This is a genomic window from Citrobacter sp. Cf125, from assembly GCF_030333935.1.
Lineage (GTDB): Bacteria > Pseudomonadota > Gammaproteobacteria > Enterobacterales > Enterobacteriaceae > Citrobacter > Citrobacter freundii.
Genome location: NZ_JAOWEY010000016.1, coordinates 202032 through 221962, shown reverse-complemented (window position 1 = coordinate 221962; position 19931 = coordinate 202032). Strand labels below are relative to the sequence as shown.

Here is a 19931-nt window from a genome sequence, read left to right as displayed (position 1 = left end):
CATATTGTATCCATGATGGATAAGGAGATCCCAATGAAGACGACAAGGCTGTTGCCATGGATATTATTCCTGTCTGGCGCACTGATTTACGTTATTGGCTTATGGCAGGCATGCCCGTTATTGAGTGGCAAAGGCTATTTTCTGGGCGTGCTAATGACAGGGATGTTTGTGGCGTATGTTTATCAGCGTGCAGTGAATCTCAATCAGAGCGACGAACGCTTCGCCTCTGTATGTCAAATGGTCACACTCATCACGGCAGGATTGCTGCTGGTGGGTGTATGGAATGCCCCGTTATCTCCCCTCGAAAAAGGGCTGTACCCGGTGGCATTCATCGTATGTTTACTGGGGCAAGTTTTGTTGCTACGTCTGCAAAATATGGGGGATTAACTCACCAGCCTGCGCGTATCGATACGCTGCAACAGTATGGACAACAGTAAACTACCTGCCAGCGTGGCGCTGAAAATCCACAGCATATCCAGCGGTGGCCAGTTTTTGAGTTCAATTCCGTTGGTTCGTAGTGCGTGAATGATCAGCGCATGAAAACCATAAATGCCCAATGAATGGCGAGAAATAAGGCCCAGTAGCGGCAGAGTACGTGTGCTGAGCGTATTTTTGACCAGCGTCAGGAGTGAGACGGCGCAAATAAATACCGCAGGGCCGCAGTAGAGGTACCAGGTGTCGGCAAAATTGCCTCGCCAGCGCAGTTCATGCAATGTGCCACGAGAAATAATAAATACTGCGGTAATGAATAACGCCGCACAGAGCCAGCTGAGCGCGCGCTTTTGCGTATCCATCATGCCAATCGCCCGGCCCAGCATGCCGTACAGGATGTAATAGAAGGTGTCGCCGCTGATGTACAGGTTAATGGGTAGCCATTCAAAACCGCCAATTTTTTGCGAGACGGTATTGGGATTGGCAATTACGCCTATCACCACCATCAACGCCAGCAGCATCTTGCCGCTGATATTTTTCACCTGTATCAGCGGAGAAACCAGGTAGATGACGGCGATCGCGAAGAAAAACCACAGATGATAGAACACCGGCTTTTGCAGCAGGTTCTTCAGCGACAGCTCAGCGTTGATCGAGGTAAACAGCAGGATATAGGCCAGCGCCACGCTGCTGTAAAACAAAATGCAGAGCGCGATGCGCAGGAAATGGCGCGGTTTGGCGCTACGCTCACCAAAAAACAGATAGCCCGAAATCATAAAGAACAGCGGGACGCTGACGCGAGAGGCTGAATTGAGCACGTTAGCCAGATCCCAATTCAACGGGCTGACGCTTTGCGCATTGGTGATGTACCAGGTCGTGGTGTGGATCATCACGACCATTAAACAGGCTATCCCGCGCAGGTTATCAATCCAGAAAATTTTGGGCTGCATCAGTTCCTCTGTGTCCATTAAAAAAAGTCTGACCGATATTTTGCGAACGTAGCTCACTGGAATAATCCGAGTTCTTACGCTAAAGCTTGAGATGGTCTGATGAGATTCTCAAAATAGGATCTGTTTCCAGACACTAATAATAAGACTGACCAGCAAACCAGGCGGTAATAAAATGATGATGAAGTATTTCTTTCCCACAATCGCTACCCTTTTGCTGGTAGCGTGCGCTGACACACAACCGTCTGCACCCGCGCAGAAAGCGCAAAAGGTTAAGGTCAGTGCCACACGTTCGCTGGATATGGAGTCATTGTGCAAAAATGAGGCGGCGCAACGCTACAACACTGGCGCGCAGAAAATTGATATCTCCGGCCTGGAGCAATTCCAGGGCAGCTATGAGATGCGTGGTTCTACCTTCCGTAAAGAGAGTTTTGTCTGTTCTTTTGATGCAGACGGGCAGTTTTTGCACCTTTCCATGCGCTAAGTTCCCCCTTTTTCCCGTTTCGTACTGTATATCTTGCAGCCAGCGGGTATACTGATCGCTTCCTTTAAATCCACACGTATCCAGCACGAAATAATATGCAAAAGTTTGATACCAGGACCTTCCAGGGCTTGATCCTGACCTTACAGGATTACTGGGCTCGCCAGGGCTGCACCATTGTTCAACCATTGGACATGGAAGTCGGCGCGGGAACATCTCACCCAATGACCTGCCTGCGTGCGCTGGGGCCGGAACCGATGGCGACTGCTTATGTGCAGCCTTCCCGTCGTCCGACCGATGGCCGCTATGGCGAAAACCCGAACCGCTTACAGCACTACTATCAGTTCCAGGTAGTGATTAAGCCGTCACCGGACAACATTCAGGAGCTGTACCTGGGTTCTCTGAAAGAGCTGGGTATGGACCCGACCATTCACGATATCCGTTTCGTGGAAGATAACTGGGAAAACCCGACGCTGGGTGCCTGGGGTCTGGGTTGGGAAGTGTGGCTGAACGGCATGGAAGTGACTCAGTTCACCTACTTCCAGCAGGTTGGTGGTCTGGAATGTAAACCAGTAACCGGGGAAATTACCTACGGTCTGGAACGTCTGGCCATGTACATTCAGGGCGTAGACAGCGTTTACGACCTGGTCTGGAGCGACGGCCCGCTGGGTAAAACCACTTACGGTGACGTGTTCCATCAGAACGAAGTGGAGCAATCCACCTACAACTTCGAATACGCCGATGTGGACTTCCTGTTCACTTGCTTCGAGCAGTACGAGAAAGAAGCGCAGCAGCTGCTGGCGCTGGAAAATCCGCTGCCGCTGCCTGCGTATGAACGTATTCTGAAAGCCGCCCATAGCTTCAACCTGCTGGATGCGCGTAAAGCCATTTCCGTCACCGAGCGTCAGCGCTATATCCTGCGCATTCGCACCCTGACCAAAGCAGTGGCAGAAGCTTACTACGCTTCCCGTGAAGCCCTTGGCTTCCCGATGTGCAACAAAGACAAATAAGAGGCGGCCATGTCTGAGAAAACTTTTCTGGTGGAAATCGGCACTGAAGAGCTGCCACCAAAAGCACTGCGCAGCCTGGCTGAGTCCTTTGCTGCAAACTTTACCGCGGAGCTGGATAACGCTGGCATCGCGCACGGCAACGTTGAGTGGTTCGCTGCGCCGCGTCGTCTGGCGCTGAAAGTCGCGAATCTGGCGGAATCTCAACCCGATCGTGAAGTTGAAAAACGCGGTCCGGCCATTGCCCAGGCGTTTGACGCTGAAGGCAAACCGAGCAAAGCGGCAGAAGGCTGGGCACGTGGCTGCGGCATCACGGTTGATCAGGCTGAGCGTCTGACTACCGACAAAGGCGAATGGCTGCTGTATCGCGCGCATGTGAAAGGCGAAAGCGCTGAAACGCTGCTGCCAAACATGATCGCCACTTCGCTTGCGAAGCTGCCGATCCCTAAACTGATGCGCTGGGGCGCGTCTGACGTTCACTTCGTGCGTCCGGTTCACACCGTGACTCTGCTGCTGGGCGACAAGGTGATTCCGGCAACGATTCTGGGCATTCAGTCCGATCGTGTGATCCGTGGACACCGCTTTATGGGCGAGCCGGAATTCACTATCGATTCTGCCGATCAGTATCCGGAAATCCTGCGTGAGCGCGGCAAAGTCATTGCGGATTACGCTGAGCGTAAAGCGAAAATCAAAGCCGATGCTGAAGAAGCGGCGCGTAAGATTGGCGGCAACGCCGATCTGAGCGAAAGCCTGCTGGAAGAGGTCACCTCGCTGGTAGAATGGCCGGTAGTGCTTACCGCGAAATTCGAAGAGAAATTCCTCGCTGTTCCGTCTGAAGCGCTGGTACACACCATGAAAGGTGACCAGAAGTACTTCCCGGTATACGCGAATGACGGCAAACTGCTGCCGAACTTTATCTTCGTTGCCAACATTGAATCGAAAGATCCGACCCAGATTATCTCCGGTAACGAGAAGGTTGTTCGTCCGCGTCTGGCGGATGCTGAGTTCTTCTTCAATACCGACCGTAAAAAACGCCTGGAAGACCATCTGCCGCGTCTGCAAACCGTGCTGTTCCAACAGCAACTGGGTACGCTGCGCGATAAGACTGACCGTATCCAGGCGCTGGCGGGCTGGATTGCTGGTCAAATTGGCGCTGACGTTAACCACGCAACGCGTGCTGGCCTGCTGTCCAAGTGCGACCTGATGACCAACATGGTCTTCGAGTTCACCGACACCCAGGGCGTGATGGGAATGCACTACGCGCGTCACGATGGCGAAGCGGAAGATGTTGCTGTGGCGCTGAACGAGCAGTATCAGCCGCGTTTTGCCGGTGATGACCTGCCGTCTAATCCGGTGGCTTGTGCCGTGGCGATTGCTGACAAGATGGACACCCTGGCGGGTATCTTCGGTATTGGTCAGCATCCGAAAGGCGATAAAGACCCGTTTGCGCTGCGTCGTGCTGCGCTGGGCGTGCTGCGTATCATTGTTGAGAAGAACCTGAATCTGGATCTGCAAACGCTGACGGAAGAGGCTGTTCGTCTGTATGGCGACAAGCTGACCAACGCCAACGTGGTGGATGACGTTATCGACTTTATGCTTGGTCGCTTCCGCGCCTGGTATCAGGACGAAGGTTATACCGTCGATACTATTCAGGCCGTGCTGGCGCGTCGTCCGACTCGTCCGGCTGATTTCGACGCACGTATGAAGGCGGTTTCGCACTTCCGTACACTGGAGGCCGCGTCCGCGCTGGCTGCCGCGAACAAACGTGTATCGAACATCCTGGCGAAGTCTGAAGAAACGCTGAATGACCGTGTGAATGCGGCAACGCTGAAAGAGCCGGAAGAAATTGCGCTGGCGATGCAGGTTGTGGTGCTGCGCGATAAGCTGGAGCCTGTTTTCGCCGCTGGCCATTACCAGGAAGCGCTGGTTGAGTTAGCGGAACTGCGTGAGCCGGTTGATGCGTTCTTCGAGAAAGTGATGGTCAACGTAGATGATAAAGATCTGCGTATCAACCGTCTCTCCATGCTCGAAAAACTGCGCGAACTGTTCCTGCGCGTGGCGGATATTTCGCTGCTGCAGTAACGGTCCTGAGCTGACTTAGAAAATGCCGGATGGCAGCTTCGCCTTATCCGGCCTACGAGATAAACACCAGTAGGCCGGATAAGCATTGCGCCATCCGGCATTTTTTTATGTTGTTAGCGCAGCTGTAATTTAGTCAGACAGGTCTGGCTGTCTTCCATGGTCTTAATGGGATACTCCGCTTTTTTGTCGTTGTAGCTTACTGCGATGGTGCCTGCCATATTGCGCGGTAGCCAAACCCCGACGAAGCCATTTCGACCGCTCTTCATCTCTTTTTGTAGCACTACATCACCTTTGTTATCCGTCACTTTGACATTGAATGTCTTCTCCGGCATTTCGCCCTGGCAACCGGAAAGGCTGTGGTTGAAGCAAGGATGTGTTTGCCATTCATAAGGGGCAAATGACAGATAGAACTTGTCACCGAGCGGCAGGGTATAGATCTGATCGCCTGAAGAGAGCTTCAGTTCAGTGCTGGTGACGGATGCCGAGTAGGGCAGTGGGCGGCTCTGTGGAGACTGGTCAATGGCCTCGACGATTTGCTCGACGGATTTTCCGCTGAGCCCGTGTTCCGCCAAAAAAGTGGCTTCAGGGGTTGCGGCGAACGCGCTACCGGTGGTGAGTAAACCTAAAACCAGCAGTAATGAGGATTTCGACATAGCTTCAATTCCTTGTGAACGTTGTGGAATACAGACTGGCTCACTATAAAGCTTGCCCTTAGGGAAAGGTCAAAGGGGCTGCGGGTAAAGTAATGCAAAGACGCGTGTGGGCGAGGCGTTTTAAGAAGTACAGATAAAAAAAATCCCCGCCGTTTGGCAGGGATTCAGAATCTTGAGCTTTTTAAGCTTACAGGCTGGTTACGTTGCCAGCTGCCGGACCTTTAGCGCCGCTTTCGATGGTGAAGGAAACTTTCTGACCTTCGTCCAGAGATTTGTAGCCATCGTTCTGGATAGCAGAGAAGTGTACGAACACGTCTTTAGAGCCATCGTCAGGAGTGATGAAGCCGAAACCTTTGTCAGCGTTGAACCATTTTACGATACCAGTCATTTTACCGGACATAGTGTATTACCTTTTAAAAAATAAGTGTGCCTTTCGGCGATATGGCGTGCTTTACAGATTTTTTAACAGTAAAGGAAATGCTCACTACGAAGGGTATCAACGATAACTCTTGAAGGGACTTGCCTTACTAACTGCTGTAATGGTCTGTACGTCAAACCGTTGAGGGCATTAACTCATTTTACGCATGTGGATGCAACTACTATTTTCTTTTTTGTGGATAACCTTCGTAAGGGAACGGCCCCGTTACAGGACCGTTCTTAAGCAAAATTGAAAAATAGTTCAATCCATCAGTTGCTTACTTAATCTTGGATCTGCCTGGATCAGGCGCATTAACTTCAATTCGGTAGTGGAAGGCTTTACGCGTTTAGACTCCCATTCATGAACCATCGCGACTGTCACGCCCATTACTCGGGCAAAATCATCTGTTTTTAAACCCGTCCCTCGTCGTAACTGTTCAAATTCGGTGAAAGGGTTGGTTTTTTGCGTCAGAGTGACCGTCTGCGATACATCTTTAAAAACAATCTGCTCCAGACTGCTCAGCAGTTCAAACATAGGATCTTTGTATTCCATTGAGAACTCCTACAAATCACACAGCGGGATCGTGAATTTCTTCGAAGCTCATTAAGAGTAGTCGGAAAAAATGAAGTCGGATTCGGGGTTTGAGAGATGGATTCGTTTCAGCAAACGGTGGGCAACAATCTTTCGCAGGCTAACAAACTGATAAAGGTCGGGATCTCCGAACGATCGATTCCGATTGTAAAGATGACTAAACTATGACGCCGAGTAGTAAATGCAGCATTGTTTAGCAAAACGAACGGTGGTGGGAACGGTTATTTTCCCCCACAAGATTATGCGGAAAGGGTATCTTGCGGGGCTGACCTGGACTATCCTTGTTAACGTCAGGCACGCGGGTGTCGTTGTGCGCATTTTTGGGTGAAAGGAGTATTAAAATGGCGACAGGTAAGTCCTGCTCTCGCTGGTTTGCGCCTGTTTTGGCGCTCTTAATGGTAGTTGGCCTGAGTGGGTGTTTTGATAAAGAAGGCGATCAACGCAAAGCGTTTATCGATTTTCTGCAGAATACTGCAATGCGTAGCGGAGAGCGTTTACCAACGCTGACCGCCGATCAGAAAAAACAGTTTGGCCCGTTTGTGTCCGATTACGCGATTCTGTATGGCTATTCGCAGCAGGTTAATCAGGCGATGGACTCCGGTCTGCGTCCGGTGGTTGATAGCGTAAATGCGATTCGTGTTCCTCAGGATTATGTGACTCAGCGTGAGCCGCTGCGTCAGGCAAATGGTGCGCTAGGTGTATTAGGGCAACAGTTGCAGAATGCGAAACTACAGGCAGATGCTGCGCATGGCGCGCTGAAGCAGGGCGAAGATCTGAAGCCGGTCTTTGACCAGGTTTACAATAAAGTCGTCACTGTACCTGCAGAGGCGTTACAGCCGCTGATCCCTGCAGCGCAAATCTTCACGCAGCAGTTAGTGCAGGTTGGTGATTTTGTGGCGCAGCAGGATACGCAGGTGAGCTTTGTCGCCAACGGTATCCAGTTCCCAACGTCACAGCAGGCAAGTCAGTACAACACGCTGATTGGCCCGTTGGCTTCTCAACATCAGGCATTTAACCAGGCCTGGACTGCTGCGGTGAATGCCGCTCAGTAATTAAGCCGCTGTAAGATATGAAGGGCCGGGTGAGCGTAAGCGCTACCCGGCCTTTTGTTTATCGCGCGACCTGCGGGTTTACGCAGTTCTTCTCAACGCGTCCTTGCAGCGCATCGATTAAGTTATCCACCGCACAGGCCGCCATGTTATAGCGTGTTTCGTGCGTGGCTGAACCAATGTGCGGCACAGCAACCACGTTTGGCAGCGACAGCAGCGGTGAGTCTGCCGGTAATGGCTCCTGCTCAAATACATCCAGGCCAGCGGCATGAATTTCGCCGTTTTGCAGGGCGGCAATCAGTGCTTTTTCATCGACCACCGGCCCACGTCCGGCGTTAATGAAAATGGCGGAAGACTTCATTTTGGCAAACTGTTCGGTGCTGAACAGATGATGCGTTTCGTCGGTTAACGGCAGGATCAGGCAGACAAAATCGGATTCTTGTAACAGCGTATCAAGATCGCAGTAGCGCGCGTTGAAACGTTCTTCTGCTTCCTGATGATGACGGCGCGCATTATAGAGAATCGGCATGCTAAAGCCGAAATGCGCACGTTGTGCCAGCGCCAAGCCAATACGGCCCATGCCGACAATCCCCAGCGTTTTGTGGTGCACATCCGTACCGAACCAGTCCGGCCCGATACTTTTGGTCCATTCACCGACCTTCACCCGTTCAGCCACTTCTACCACGCGGCGAGCGGTACTTAACACCAGCGCCATCACCGTATCGGCGACGGTTTCTGTCAGTACGGTTGGCGTGTGCATCAACAGCACCTTACGCGCGTTAAGGGCATCGACGTCGAAGTTGTCATAGCCGACGGAAATCGTGGAGGTCGCACGCAGTTTCGGCATTTTCTCCAGTAGAGCGGTATTGACGGCTTCACTGGAGCCCAGCAGACCTTCCGCATTGGCAAACGCTTCGGCGTGCTGTGCGACCGTTTCCGGGCGCAGGTTAGGCACACGAGTCACAGTAAAATGCTCTTCCAGGCGATGCAGTAAATCGTCAGGTAACGCTTTATAGAGAATAATGGACGGCTTCATGCGAATCTCCGTAAGTTAAAATTTAAGCGTGGCGTGCGCCAATAGGTAGCTGTTGATTATTAGCAGGCTCAGGCCGAGTCCTGCCGTTGCACACGCACGTCGCTGGCGGTTATTTTTGCCCAGTGCAAGGCACGAGCAGAGAAGTTTGGTGAACCAAACGAGCTGGGAGTAACGCCGCAATGGGCAAAAATAGCCCCAGCCCTTCGGGACACGCGTCAGAACCACGAACTCTTCGTTGTCTGGCTTGGGCATAGTTCACTATGCCCAGCGCCCTCCGCCTTGATTACGCGGTTCTGCCACAGTGTCGACGGTGTGTTCAATGGCAGGACTCGGCCTCACAATGAGAGTTAGCCATACTGAGACAAAAAGCGCTACCCCCATAAAAATGTACGAGGCGGACGGGCTGCCGGTAGCGCCATTGAGGTAGCCGACAAACCATGAACCAAAGAATGAGCCTAGTGCGCCCATACTGTTAATCAGCGCCATTGCACCCCCGGCAACGTTACGCGGGAGCATTTCAGGAATGATGGCAAAGAAAGGACCATAAGGGGCATACATTGCCGCACCCGCAATAACCAACAGCGTGTAAGAAATCCAGAAGTGGTCTGCGCCCACGGCCCAGGAGCCGATAAAAGCGAAAGCAGCTATCAGTAACAGTGGCCAGACAAACAGCTTACGATTTTGCAGTTTATCGGAGGCCCAGGAAACGAGGATCATCGCCGCCGTCGCCGCCAGATAAGGTACGGATGACAGCCAGCCAACCTCAACCATCCCCAGATTTGCACCGCCGTTGCGGATAATCGACGGCAGCCACAGGACAAAACCATAGACGCCAATACTCCAGGTGAAATACTGCATACACAGCAGGATGACGTTACGTGAGCGGAAAGCCTCGCTATAGTTCCGTACGGCTTTGATGCCTTGCTGCTCTTTTTCCAGTTGTGCCTGAAGGGCGGCTTTTTCAGATTCTGACAGCCAACCGACCTGAGACGGTTTGTCTTTTACCAGCACCCACCAGCAGAACGCCCAGATGATGGCCGGGAAGCCCTCGATGATGAACATTTCCCGCCAGCCCAGTGCCTGGATCAGATACCCGGAAACCACGGACATCCACAGGACGGTAACCGGGTTACCGAGGATCAGGAAAGTGTTTGCGCGCGAACGTTCGGACTTCGTAAACCAGTTACTGATATAAATCAGCATTGCGGGCATAACCGCGGCTTCAACGACGCCAAGAATAAAGCGGATGGCGGCAAGCATTGGAATATTGCTGACCATGCCGGTTAACGACGCACAGGCACCCCAGAGGATCAGACAGACAAAAATCAGTTTTCGTACGCTGCGGCGTTCGGCGTAAATTGCGCCCGGGATCTGAAAGAAGAAGTAGCCGAGGAAAAACAGCGCGCCCAGCAGGGAAGAGATCCCTTTGGTAATGCCGAGGTCCTCGTTGATACCTGCGGCGGAGGCGAAGCTGAAGTTCGCGCGGTCAAGGTACGCCAGGCTATACGTGATAAACACGATTGGCATGATGTACCACCAGCGTTTTGCTGCATTAGTTGAGCTATTCATAGACTGCCCTCTGGTTATACTGATACGCCGCCTCTGAATGTAGGGTACAGAGACAGAGTTGGCCGGGAATTTATTCCCCTAATTGTTCACGTGTGGGTAATCCTTCGCTGTCGCCCTGAACCTGAATGGCCAGTGCGCCAATTTTATTGCCGCGGGTCACTGCCTGATGCAGCGAGCGGCCTTCCAGCAGGGCGCTAATAACGCCCACGGCAAAGCCATCGCCTGCGCCGACGGTGTCGACCACGTTGTCGACTTTTACCGGTGCGACGCAGCCCTGCTCGCCGTTGGCGGCTTTATACCAGGCGCCATCGGCCCCTGTTTTGATGATCACGGCCTTCACCCCGTGGCGCAGATAAAAGTCGGCGATGGCTTCAGGCGTCTGCTGACCGGTTAAAATCATGCCCTCTTTTAATCCAGGCAAAACCCAGTCGGCCTGGAATGCCAAACGGTTCAGTTTTTCCACCATCTCGGCTTCGCTTTTCCACAGCACAGGGCGTAAATTCGGGTCGAACGAGATGGTCTTCCCTTGTGCTTTCAGTGTGCGGGCGGTATGGGCTAACAGTTCATAAGAGCTGGCAGAAAGTGCCGCCGCTACGCCGCTCAGGTGCAGGTGGCGCGCGCTGGCGAAGTAGGCTTCGTGATAATCCTCAATGCTGAGGTGGCTGGCAGCGGAACCTTTGCGGAAGTATTCCACAATGGGATCGGTTCCATTTTCGACCTTAGATTTAAGCTGAAAGCCGGTAGCGTAACGCTCGTCCTGGGTGACTCCCTGCGCATCAATCCCTTCTTTTTCCAGCGACTTAACGATAAAACGGCCAAAACTGTCGTTGCCTACACGGCTTACCCAACCGACCTTCAGGCCCAGCCGGGCAAGACCGGTCGCCACATTGAGTTCAGCGCCAGCAACGCGCTTGATAAACTGCTCCACATCCGCCAGTTCGCCGGTTTGCGTGGCGACAAACATCGCCATCGCTTCACCAATCGTTACCACATCCAGTGACTTTTTCATGCGTTACTCCTCGCGTAACAACTCGACGTAACGGCGGGTAACCGCCGCCAAATCCTGCCCTTCCAGGGGAAACTCAATGCCGCGTGGAACATCGCCCGGCAGCGTTTTCAACAGCGTCAGCCAGCGCGGATCGGCTGCATCAGGCGGTACGGCACGGTAGCTGTCGCGATGTGCAACGGCGGCTTTGACATGGATATACCCAACGGTTGACGCCAGTTTCTGCGCCGCCTGTTCCGGGGAGTCGCCCACCCACAGCCAGTTGCCCATATCGAAGGTCAGAGATATCGGCAGATTTTGCGTCTGGCAGGCTTCGTTAAAGCGCTGCATCGGCTTCAGGCGTCCGCAGGCGGTCTGATCGTTTTCGACAACCAGTTCCATTCCGCTGTTGTCCAGCCATTCACGTAACACGTTGAACTGTTCTGTATGGGAGAAATGGCCGAGGGAGACTTTTAGCCATAGCGCCTGCAGGGCCTGTGCTTCTTCAAGTAGCGCAGGAAGTCGGGGATTGAGGCTACCGTCCTCAAGGAACAACGGCTCAGGCGCTGAGTAACAGGCCAGCAGGCCGAAGATTTCGATAGCAGATGCCACCGTGGACAGCGTGTGCAGCTCGGCGTCGGTCAGCAATTCGCGGCGGATTTCGACGCCGTCAGCACCGGCTTCAGCGATAATGGGCAGCATTGCCGTTTGCCCGCCAGCGGCCCGTACCTGGTCGTGGCCGTAAGCGGCGGTGACCACCATAATTTTTCTTTTCATGGAAACTCCAGACTAGCGTTCTTGCTATAACGCTAGATGGAACCGGTTCCAAAGAAAAGCTTATGATGTTGAATTTATGATCACCATCACGAAGGAAATTTAACGGGCGGTAGAGCCGCGAACGATCAGTTCGCCGGAGAAGACCTGTTCCTGAATGGCAGCAGAGCCGCCATCGATCCGGCGTACAACCTGCTCAACGGCGGTGTAGCCAATCTGCCAGGTAGGTTGTTTCAACGTGGTAATACCAACGCCCGCCAGTTCGGCCCATTCCAGTTCGTCAAAACCGAGCAGGCCGATATCGCTGCCCCAGTTAAGGCCAATGCGTTTCAGGGCGCGGGCAACCTGCAGTGTGAGAGCGCCATTAGCTGAGATAACAGCTTTGCGCATTCCCCGGTGCTGCTGGTGGAACTGGCGCAGGGTTTCGTCCAGCTGCGTATTGTCCGTGAGCGGGACTTCGGCATTTTGTGCGATAACGCCGGGGTACTGTGCGAGGGTGGCGCGAAAAGCGCTCAGGCGTTCGCGGCGGGTATTCACCATGCCGAGCGGTTCGCTGAGGAACAGGATGGCTTCAAAACCTTGTTCGACCAGATGTTCCGTGGCAACCGTTGCCGCCTGGGTGTTATCCAGCCCGACCATATCACAGGCGAAATCGGGAATTTTACGGTCAATCAGCACCATCGGCAGCGCAGACTGCTGCAGCCGATTTAGCCCCTCTTCGCGCATCCCGACGGCGTTGACCACAATCCCTTCGACCTGGTAGCTGCGCAGCAGGTCAAGATAATGCAGTTCCTGATCCACTTCGTTGTTGGTGTTACACACCAGCGGGGTAAAGCCTTTATCACGACAGGCAGCTTCAATGCCGCTCAACACGTTGACGGAGTAGGGATTGGTAATATCGGCGATGATCAGACCAATCAGGCGGGTACGACCATGTTTCAGTCCTCTTGCCATCAGGCTGGGACGGTAGTCGAGATCGGCAATGGCTTGTTCAATGCGGGCCAGTAGCGCGTCGGAAAGCAGGTGCTTTTCACCGTTGAGATAGCGTGAAATGCTGGTCTTGCCGGTTTTTGCGGCTTTCGCCACATCGCTGATGGTTGCCCGTGTTGATTTGCTCATCGCTGATTTCCCTGAATTTCGTGTGAATACCTTAGCGGGAAAATCTGACGAAGCAAGTAATTTGCCCGGTGGCGCTGCGCTTACCGGGCCTACATGTCGAACGTAGGCCGGGTAAGGCGAAGCCGCTACCCGGCTCAACGATTACTGCATAGGACTCAACGTAATCTCTACGCGACGGTTCTGCGCTTTACCTTCCGCCGTGCTGTTGCTGGCGATCGGATTTGACGGACCCATGCCCTGAGTGCGGATACGATTAGCGGCAACCCCTTGCGTGATTAAGGCGCTGGCCACGGAGTCCGCGCGTTGCTGAGACAGACGCATATTCAGATCCTGGCTGCCGGTGCTGTCGGTGAAGCCCAGCACGTTGACGGCGGTTTTATTGTACTCTTTCAGTACCATTGCCACGCCGGTCAGGGTGTTGGCACCAGCAGGTTTCAGGTTGGCGCTACTGCTGTCGAAGGTGACGTTATTCGGCATATTCAGAATGATGTTATCGCCACTACGCGTCACGCTGACGCCCGTTCCCTGCATTTTTTCGCGCAGTTTGGCTTCCTGCACGTCCATGTAATAACCGACACCGCCGCCAACGGCCGCACCCGCCGCTGCGCCAATCAGTGCGCCTTTACCGCGATCTTTCTTCGAAGAAGAGAGTGCGCCAATGCCCGCGCCGACCAGAGAGCCAATACCCGCGCCAATGCCGGATTTACCTGCTTCGCGTTCGCCGGTGTAAGGGTTTGTTGTGCAGCCAGAAACCGCCAGGGCGCCGCTCACAATGGCAGCAATAACAAAAACACGTTTCTTCATCTTAATTCCTTAATGACTTTTTCTTCTTTGCCACAGCGACCGTGGCGGTTGATTATGACGTGTGAACATGAAGAAAATTCCAGGGAAGACTCTGAAATTTGTAAGTAACATTGAACGGCATAATAAATAAGCCGTCACATCGCATTCAGGAGCGCCATCTTGGCTAATTCACCCGCACATTACTCGGTGTTAACCGCCGCCCACTGGGGACCAATTCTCGTCGACACCGATGGTGAGACGGTTTTCTCCTCGCGTGGCGCGCTGCCCACTTCCCATCCCAACTCTTTGCAAACCGTGGTGCGCGACCAGGTTCACAGTAAAACGCGGGTACGTTTTCCAATGGTGCGTAAAGGCTTTCTCGCCTCGCCGGAGAATCCCCAGGGCGTGCGTGGGCAGGATGAATTTGTTCGCGTCAGTTGGGACGACGCGCTGAATCTTATCCATACGCAGCATAAACGCATCCGTGACAGCTACGGCCCGGCCTCGATTTTTGCCGGTTCCTACGGCTGGCGCTCTAACGGCGTGTTACACAAAGCGGCAACCCTGCTACAACGCTATATGGCGCTGGCAGGCGGTTATACCGGGCATCTGGGAGATTATTCGACGGGGGCTGCGCAGGCGATCATGCCGTACGTGGTGGGCGGTAACGAAGTTTACCAGCAGCAAACCAGCTGGCCAGTGGTGCTTGAGAACAGCGAGGTGGTGGTGTTATGGAGCGCTAATCCGCTGAATACACTGAAGATTGCCTGGAACGCGTCCGATGAGCAGGGGCTTGCTTACTTTGAGGCTTTGCGCGACAGCGGTAAACGGTTGATCTGTATCGATCCGATGCGATCGGAAAGCGTCGAATTCTTTGGCGAAAAGATGGAATGGATTGCCCCGCATATGGGGACCGACGTGGCGCTGATGCTGGGCATCGCGCATACGCTGGTGGAAAACGGCTGGCATGACGAGGATTTTCTCGCCCGGTGTACCACCGGCTATGACCGTTTTGCAAACTATCTGTTGGGTAAATCTGATGATGTTGTGAAAACGGCAGAGTGGGCTGCGGAGATTTGCGGTATACCCGCAACAAAAATACGCGAACTTGCGGCGATATTTCACCAAAATACCACCATGCTGATGGCCGGATGGGGGATGCAGCGCCAACAGTATGGTGAGCAGAAACACTGGATGATCGTCACCCTGGCCGCCATGCTCGGGCAAATCGGGACGCCAGGCGGCGGTTTTGGGCTGTCGTACCATTTTGCCAACGGTGGCAACCCAACGCGCCGGGCTGCGGTGCTGGCTTCAATGCAGGGCAGCGTTAAAGGTGGTACCGACGCGGTAGATAAAATCCCGGTGGCGCGAATTGTTGAAGCGCTGGAAAATCCCGGTGGTTTTTACCAGCACAACGGCATGGACCGCCATTTCCCGGACATCCGCATGTTGTGGTGGGCTGGTGGCGCTAACTTCACCCATCATCAGGACACTAACCGTTTAATTCGCGCCTGGCAAAAACCGGAGCTGGTGGTTATCTCGGAGTGTTTCTGGACCGCCGCAGCGAAGCATGCCGATATCGTACTGCCAGCGACCACCTCCTTTGAGCGCAATGATTTGACCATGACCGGCGACTACAGCAACCAGCACCTGGTGCCGATGAAACAGGTTGTGCCGCCGCAGGACGAAGCGCGAAATGATTATGATGTTTTTGCCGAGCTGAGTGAACGCTGGGAAGAGGGCGGTTACGAGCGATTCACCGAAGGCAAAAGCGAGCTGGAATGGCTGGAGACGTTTTACAATATTGCCGGGCAACGAGGGGCCAGTCAGCAGGTGACATTGCCGCCTTTCGCCGAGTTTTGGCAGCGCAACGCCCTGATCGAAATGCCGGAAAATGCCGCCAGCGCGCAGTTTATCCGTTTTGCGGATTTTCGCCGCGACCCGCAGGCTCATCCGCTGAAAACGGACAGCGGAAAAATTGAAATCTACTCCGCGAGGATTGCTGGTTACGGCTACGCGGACTGTGCGGGGCACCCGATGTGGCTGGAGCCGGATGAGTGGTTCGGTAACGCCGAACCGGACCAGCTACAGCTGCTTTCCGCCCATCCGGCGCACCGTTTGCATAGTCAGCTTAACTACAGTGCGCTACGTGAGCAGTACGCGGTAGCGGATCGTGAGCCGGTAACGATTCATCCGCAGGATGCCCACGCACGCGGCATTGCGGATGGCGATACGGTCAGGGTGTGGAACCAGCGTGGTCAAGTTCTGGCGGGCGCGGTGGTGACGGCGGGTATTAAACCCGGCGTTATCTGTATTCATGAAGGCGCCTGGCCTGATTTGGATCTCGCAGCGAACGGTATTTGTAAAAATGGCGCCGTCAACGTGCTGACCAAAGATCTCCCCAGCTCGAAGCTGGGGAATGGCTGCGCGGGCAACACCGCGCTGGCGTGGCTCGAAAAATACAGCGGACCCACGTTGACGCTTACGGCGTTTGATCCGCCTGCCAGCCCATAATCCACGTGGGATGGTGAGTCTCTTCCTGCCATGCGCCGTCTTCAATGCGAAAACCCAGCGCATGGTAGAAGTTCACCGCTGATTGATTCTTCTGGTAGACCTCCAGGCTGAGTAACGAAAAGCGCTGCTGCACATGCTGCACCAGCGCTTTGCCGATCCCGCTTCTGATGGCGGCAGGCGCGACAAACAGCGCGCCGAGGAAGCGGTCATCAATGACGCTGACAAAACCTTTGAGCTCGCCTTCTTCTTCCCACACCCAGGTTTGCGCGGCTGGCAGATAAACATCCCGCACCACTGATTCACTTTCGCGCCAGTAGCGCTCTTCGATAAACGGATGGGCATGGATTGTGCTTTCCATCCACAGCGTCAGAATCGCTGGTATATCTTCAGCCTTTGATTCACGAATCATGTTGTTCTCCCGGATAACAGATGCAGCTGGTGACATGATCGTTGACCAGGCCGCATGCCTGCATAAAGGAGTAACAAATGGTGGTGCCGACAAACTTAAAACCGCGTTTTTTTAACGCTTTAGACAGCGCGTCTGACGCAGGCGTGGAGGTGGGAATATCGCTCAGGTTGGCGGCGCAGGTCACTTGTGGTTGGTTATCAACAAATGACCAGACGAACTCGCTAAACGACTCTCCGTTTTGTGCCATCGTCAGAAAGGCACGAGCGTTGCCGATAATGGCCTGAATTTTTCCGCGATGACGAATTATGCCGGCATCCAGTACCAGCCTTTCCACATCCTCTTCGGTCATGGCCGCCACTTTTTCCGGGTCAAAATGGTGGAAAGCGTGGCGATAATTTTCCCGTTTCTTGAGTACGGTAATCCACGATAACCCGGCCTGCTGGCCTTCGAGGCAGATCATTTCGAACAGCTTTTTGCCATCGGTTTCGGGGACGCCCCATTCCTTGTCGTGGTAGGCAATGTAAAGTGGATCCTGACTGACCCATCCGCAACGCTGCATATTCTTCCTCGCTGTTTTTACTGGCGTAAAAATTTCATTCGGCCCGCCTTGACGCGCCAGCTAAAAAGACAATATTTAATACAAGGCCTGCTGGCCCAAATACTTCACACAATGACAATAATATCGCCGAATTCGGCTCTTTTCTGGAGTCGCGTTGATGCTTATAAGAAACAGTAGTGGTCGCCAAAGGTTAACTCTGGCGAGCGTCATAGTTTGTGCGCTGTCCATCAATACAGCATATGGCTGGCAACAAGAATATATCGTTGATGCGCTGTCAGGGCATACGGCTGAACGTTATACATGGGACAGCGATCACCAACCACGTTATAACGACATTCTGGAAGAACGTATTCGTTCCACTCAGAACGTGGCGGGGCCCGTGGTGAATCTGGCGGATGAGACACCAATGGATGCCACCAGCGGCATGAGTATGGGCTGGAACTTCCCGCTTTCAAGACAGGTGACAACCGGTCCGGTTGCCGCGCTGCATTATGACGGTTCCACCACATCCACTTACAACGAATTTGGCGATAGCGCGACGTCGGTAACGCAGAACGATCCGCTGTGGCATGCCAGCGTGAGCTCGTTGGGCTGGCGAGTCAATTCGCAGTTCGGTGATGTGCGACCGTGGGCGCAAATCAGCTATAACCAGCAGTTTGGCGAAAATATCTGGAAGGCGCAGTCGGGTCTCAGTCGCATGACGGCGGCGGGTCAGGACGGTAACTGGGTAGATGTTACCGTCGGTGCGGATATGCTGTTGAACCCGCACATGGCGGCTTACGCGGCGCTGTCGCAGGCGGAAAATAGCACCAACAACAGCGACTATATGTACACCATGGGAGTGAGCGCCAAATTTTAACGTAAACAATCATCACATAAACATCTTGATTACATGTTGAGATCAACAATCACACGCACTCCAGCGATAGCGTGTACTAACTCATGCGATAAAATTCAGTAACCCGACTTTTTGTCTCGTCATTCATTCCGCATTCCAGGCATTTCATTCCGTCCTGGCGGCATTTCATGCCGTTTTCCCCTGCTCATAAAAACGCTTCGGTATGGTTGTTGGCAGAGAATTTCCCCTTTTGTTTATGCAGGAAGACTGCCATGAAAACTTCTGATTATCAGCGTACCCGCTGGCTGACACTGATCGGCACCATCATTACCCAATTTGCTTTAGGTTCTGTTTATACCTGGAGCCTGTTTAACGGTGCGCTTTCTTCTAAGCTTGATGCGCCGGTGAGTCAGGTTGCCTTTTCCTTTGGCCTGCTGAGCCTCGGGCTGGCAATTTCTTCTTCCGTCGCCGGGAAACTGCAGGAACGTTTTGGCGTGAAACGCGTCACCATGGCCTCCGGTATTTTACTCGGTGTGGGCTTCTTCTTAACCGCCCACTCTGACAGCCTGATTATGCTGTGGCTGAGCGCTGGTGTGTTGGTTGGTCTGGCGGATGGCGCAGGCTACCTGTTAACACTTTCCAACTGTGTAAAATGGTTCCCGGAGCGTAAAGGGCTGATTTCCGCCTTCGCTATCGGTTCTTACGGTCTTGGCAGCCTCGGTTTTAAATTCATCGATAGCCAACTGTTGAGCACCGTGGGTCTGGAAAAAACCTTCATGATCTGGGGCGCGATTGTGCTGGTAATGATCGTCTTTGGCTCCACGCTGATGAAAGACGCGCCGAATCAGGAAGTGAAAACGAAAAATGGCGTGGTTGAGAATGACTACACCCTGGCGCAGTCCATGCGTAAACCGCAGTACTGGATGCTGGCGGTCATGTTCCTGACGGCATGTATGAGCGGGCTGTACGTAATTGGCGTGGCGAAAGATATCGCACAAAGTCTGGCACATATGGATGTGGCAACGGCGGCAAACGCGGTGACCGTGATTTCTATCGCTAACCTGTCCGGTCGTCTGGTTCTGGGGATTCTGTCCGACAAAATCTCTCGTATTCGCGTTATCACCATTGGTCAGGTCGTTTCGCTGGTGGGTATGGCCGCACTGCTGTTCGCGCCGTTGAATGATGTGACCTTCTTTACGGCGATTGCCTGTGTGGCATTTAACTTTGGCGGCACCATCACCGTGTTCCCGTCACTGGTGAGTGAGTTCTTCGGTTTGAACAACCTGGCTAAAAACTACGGTGTCATTTACTTAGGTTTCGGTATCGGCAGCATTTGTGGTTCCATTATCGCCTCGCTGTTCGGCGGATTCTATGTGACCTTCTGCGTTATCTTTGCGCTGTTAATTATCTCGCTGGCGCTTTCTACCACTATTCGTCAGCCGCAGCGTAGCGTCTATACCGAGGCACACGCCTGAATCTATTAGTGGTCTGATTAATGCCCGGCGCATATATTTACAAAAATATATGCGCCGTTTGCATTCTCTATAAGCACTTTTCTTCCCTCCTGTGGTCTACTTACCTGCGCTGTAGAATTTTCTTATTATCTGCACTTGTCGCACTTTTCCCCTGTATGGCCTGACAGGCTTTTGCGCAGGGTGTTTTTATCCCTTCCTCCAGGGTTTGTTTGC

General features: G+C 53.4%; 20 protein-coding genes. 8 read left to right on the top strand and 12 right to left on the bottom strand.

Annotated elements, in window-relative coordinates; genetic code table 11:
- The first annotated feature begins 33 nt into the window (after nt 1–33).
- Complete coding sequence (gene yiaB / locus OGV89_RS02205; protein WP_003837701.1) at nt 34–387, top strand: inner membrane protein YiaB; 354 nt, start codon at nt 34–36, stop codon at nt 385–387.
- On the opposite strand, the gene OGV89_RS02200 is transcribed toward yiaB, so the two are convergent.
- Entirely contained in the window at nt 384–1379 is a 996-nt protein-coding gene (locus tag OGV89_RS02200; protein ID WP_003837703.1) for an acyltransferase, read from the bottom strand. The two genes, yiaB and OGV89_RS02200, sit on opposite strands and share 4 nt — an antisense overlap.
- 172 nt (nt 1380–1551) lie before the next feature.
- On the opposite strand from OGV89_RS02200, the gene OGV89_RS02195 reads away from it, so the two are divergent.
- The 3 genes from OGV89_RS02195 to glyS all read left to right on the top strand — a co-directional run bounded on the left by OGV89_RS02195 (nt 1552) and on the right by glyS (nt 4946).
- On the top strand, nt 1552–1860 hold the full coding sequence (locus OGV89_RS02195) for a YsaB family lipoprotein (protein ID WP_003024259.1): 309 nt from the start codon (nt 1552–1554) through the stop codon (nt 1858–1860).
- Between the two features lie 95 nt (nt 1861–1955).
- Nucleotides 1956–2867, top strand: coding sequence for a glycine--tRNA ligase subunit alpha (glyQ, locus tag OGV89_RS02190; protein WP_001168551.1), 912 nt, complete (start codon nt 1956–1958; stop codon nt 2865–2867).
- Nucleotides 2868–2876: 9 nt separating this feature from the next.
- Nucleotides 2877–4946 (top strand): glycine--tRNA ligase subunit beta, encoded by a 2070-nt coding sequence (gene glyS / locus OGV89_RS02185; RefSeq protein WP_044700402.1) that lies wholly within the window; start codon nt 2877–2879, stop codon nt 4944–4946.
- Nucleotides 4947–5059: 113 nt separating this feature from the next.
- Here the strand turns inward: glyS and cueP are convergent, their stop codons facing one another.
- The 3 genes from cueP to OGV89_RS02170 form a co-directional block, all read right to left on the bottom strand.
- Nucleotides 5060–5599 carry a copper-binding periplasmic metallochaperone CueP gene (cueP, locus tag OGV89_RS02180; protein WP_044700400.1) on the bottom strand — a complete coding sequence of 180 codons (540 nt, stop codon included), beginning with the start codon at nt 5597–5599 and terminating at the stop codon, nt 5060–5062.
- A gap of 187 nt (nt 5600–5786) precedes the next feature.
- Nucleotides 5787–5999, bottom strand: a complete 213-nt coding sequence (gene cspE / locus OGV89_RS02175; RefSeq protein WP_000014594.1) for a transcription antiterminator/RNA stability regulator CspE — start codon at nt 5997–5999, stop codon at nt 5787–5789.
- 279 nt (nt 6000–6278) lie between these two features.
- A complete protein-coding gene (locus OGV89_RS02170; protein ID WP_003024273.1) occupies nt 6279–6569 on the bottom strand; it encodes an HTH-type transcriptional regulator in 291 nt (96 codons plus the stop codon).
- A 380-nt stretch (nt 6570–6949) separates the two neighbouring features.
- On the opposite strand from OGV89_RS02170, the gene OGV89_RS02165 reads away from it, so the two are divergent.
- Entirely contained in the window at nt 6950–7660 is a 711-nt protein-coding gene (locus tag OGV89_RS02165) for a DUF3053 domain-containing protein (RefSeq protein ID WP_003837709.1), read from the top strand.
- Nucleotides 7661–7718: 58 nt separating this feature from the next.
- Here OGV89_RS02165 and ghrB read toward each other — a convergent pair whose 3' ends face one another.
- The 6 genes from ghrB to OGV89_RS02135 all read right to left on the bottom strand — a co-directional run bounded on the left by ghrB (nt 7719) and on the right by OGV89_RS02135 (nt 13944).
- On the bottom strand, nt 7719–8693 hold the full coding sequence (ghrB, locus tag OGV89_RS02160) for a glyoxylate/hydroxypyruvate reductase GhrB (protein WP_016151146.1): 975 nt from the start codon (nt 8691–8693) through the stop codon (nt 7719–7721).
- 258 nt (nt 8694–8951) lie between these two features.
- Nucleotides 8952–10262 carry an MFS transporter gene (locus tag OGV89_RS02155; RefSeq protein ID WP_032939182.1) on the bottom strand — a complete coding sequence of 437 codons (1311 nt, stop codon included), beginning with the start codon at nt 10260–10262 and terminating at the stop codon, nt 8952–8954.
- A 70-nt stretch (nt 10263–10332) separates the two neighbouring features.
- Nucleotides 10333–11271 carry a sugar kinase gene (locus OGV89_RS02150; protein ID WP_003837715.1) on the bottom strand — a complete coding sequence of 313 codons (939 nt, stop codon included), beginning with the start codon at nt 11269–11271 and terminating at the stop codon, nt 10333–10335.
- A 3-nt stretch (nt 11272–11274) separates the two neighbouring features.
- Nucleotides 11275–12024 (bottom strand): sugar phosphate isomerase/epimerase family protein, encoded by a 750-nt coding sequence (locus OGV89_RS02145; RefSeq protein WP_003024284.1) that lies wholly within the window; start codon nt 12022–12024, stop codon nt 11275–11277.
- Between the two features lie 99 nt (nt 12025–12123).
- The gene (locus OGV89_RS02140; RefSeq protein ID WP_003837718.1) at nt 12124–13140 is read right to left on the bottom strand and encodes a LacI family DNA-binding transcriptional regulator; all 1017 of its coding nucleotides are present in this window, start codon (nt 13138–13140) and stop codon (nt 12124–12126) included.
- Between the two features lie 141 nt (nt 13141–13281).
- Complete coding sequence (locus OGV89_RS02135; protein ID WP_286558076.1) at nt 13282–13944, bottom strand: OmpA family lipoprotein; 663 nt, start codon at nt 13942–13944, stop codon at nt 13282–13284.
- 159 nt (nt 13945–14103) lie between these two features.
- On the opposite strand from OGV89_RS02135, the gene OGV89_RS02130 reads away from it, so the two are divergent.
- On the top strand, nt 14104–16437 hold the full coding sequence (locus OGV89_RS02130; protein WP_003837720.1) for a molybdopterin guanine dinucleotide-containing S/N-oxide reductase: 2334 nt from the start codon (nt 14104–14106) through the stop codon (nt 16435–16437).
- On the opposite strand, the gene OGV89_RS02125 is transcribed toward OGV89_RS02130, so the two are convergent.
- Nucleotides 16406–16846 (bottom strand): N-acetyltransferase, encoded by a 441-nt coding sequence (locus tag OGV89_RS02125; RefSeq protein WP_003846105.1) that lies wholly within the window; start codon nt 16844–16846, stop codon nt 16406–16408. The two genes, OGV89_RS02130 and OGV89_RS02125, sit on opposite strands and share 32 nt — an antisense overlap.
- Entirely contained in the window at nt 16836–17405 is a 570-nt protein-coding gene (gene tag / locus OGV89_RS02120; protein WP_048232985.1) for a DNA-3-methyladenine glycosylase I, read from the bottom strand. Before tag ends, OGV89_RS02125 begins: the two co-directional genes overlap by 11 nt.
- Before the next feature lie 157 nt (nt 17406–17562).
- Here tag and OGV89_RS02115 point away from each other — a divergent pair, with 157 nt between their 5' ends.
- Both OGV89_RS02115 and OGV89_RS02110 read left to right on the top strand, forming a co-directional pair.
- On the top strand, nt 17563–18264 hold the full coding sequence (locus OGV89_RS02115) for an autotransporter outer membrane beta-barrel domain-containing protein (protein ID WP_003846109.1): 702 nt from the start codon (nt 17563–17565) through the stop codon (nt 18262–18264).
- Nucleotides 18265–18515: 251 nt separating this feature from the next.
- Entirely contained in the window at nt 18516–19718 is a 1203-nt protein-coding gene (locus OGV89_RS02110) for an L-lactate MFS transporter (protein ID WP_003024301.1), read from the top strand.
- The last annotated feature ends 213 nt before the right edge of the window (nt 19719–19931 follow it).

Coding starts and splice junctions, on each gene's coding strand:
- OGV89_RS02125 (WP_003846105.1), bottom strand. CDS start 16,846: ATGATTCGTGAATCAAAGGCTGAAGATATACCAGCGATTCTGACGCTG.
- yiaB (WP_003837701.1), top strand. CDS start 34: ATGAAGACGACAAGGCTGTTGCCATGGATATTATTCCTGTCTGGCGCA.
- OGV89_RS02170 (WP_003024273.1), bottom strand. CDS start 6,569: ATGGAATACAAAGATCCTATGTTTGAACTGCTGAGCAGTCTGGAGCAG.
- tag (WP_048232985.1), bottom strand. CDS start 17,405: ATGCAGCGTTGCGGATGGGTCAGTCAGGATCCACTTTACATTGCCTAC.
- OGV89_RS02115 (WP_003846109.1), top strand. CDS start 17,563: ATGCTTATAAGAAACAGTAGTGGTCGCCAAAGGTTAACTCTGGCGAGC.
- OGV89_RS02140 (WP_003837718.1), bottom strand. CDS start 13,140: ATGAGCAAATCAACACGGGCAACCATCAGCGATGTGGCGAAAGCCGCA.
- OGV89_RS02150 (WP_003837715.1), bottom strand. CDS start 11,271: ATGAAAAAGTCACTGGATGTGGTAACGATTGGTGAAGCGATGGCGATG.
- OGV89_RS02110 (WP_003024301.1), top strand. CDS start 18,516: ATGAAAACTTCTGATTATCAGCGTACCCGCTGGCTGACACTGATCGGC.
- glyS (WP_044700402.1), top strand. CDS start 2,877: ATGTCTGAGAAAACTTTTCTGGTGGAAATCGGCACTGAAGAGCTGCCA.
- cspE (WP_000014594.1), bottom strand. CDS start 5,999: ATGTCCGGTAAAATGACTGGTATCGTAAAATGGTTCAACGCTGACAAA.
- cueP (WP_044700400.1), bottom strand. CDS start 5,599: ATGTCGAAATCCTCATTACTGCTGGTTTTAGGTTTACTCACCACCGGT.
- OGV89_RS02155 (WP_032939182.1), bottom strand. CDS start 10,262: ATGAATAGCTCAACTAATGCAGCAAAACGCTGGTGGTACATCATGCCA.
- OGV89_RS02145 (WP_003024284.1), bottom strand. CDS start 12,024: ATGAAAAGAAAAATTATGGTGGTCACCGCCGCTTACGGCCACGACCAG.
- ghrB (WP_016151146.1), bottom strand. CDS start 8,693: ATGAAGCCGTCCATTATTCTCTATAAAGCGTTACCTGACGATTTACTG.
- glyQ (WP_001168551.1), top strand. CDS start 1,956: ATGCAAAAGTTTGATACCAGGACCTTCCAGGGCTTGATCCTGACCTTA.
- OGV89_RS02135 (WP_286558076.1), bottom strand. CDS start 13,944: ATGAAGAAACGTGTTTTTGTTATTGCTGCCATTGTGAGCGGCGCCCTG.
- OGV89_RS02195 (WP_003024259.1), top strand. CDS start 1,552: ATGATGATGAAGTATTTCTTTCCCACAATCGCTACCCTTTTGCTGGTA.
- OGV89_RS02165 (WP_003837709.1), top strand. CDS start 6,950: ATGGCGACAGGTAAGTCCTGCTCTCGCTGGTTTGCGCCTGTTTTGGCG.
- OGV89_RS02200 (WP_003837703.1), bottom strand. CDS start 1,379: ATGCAGCCCAAAATTTTCTGGATTGATAACCTGCGCGGGATAGCCTGT.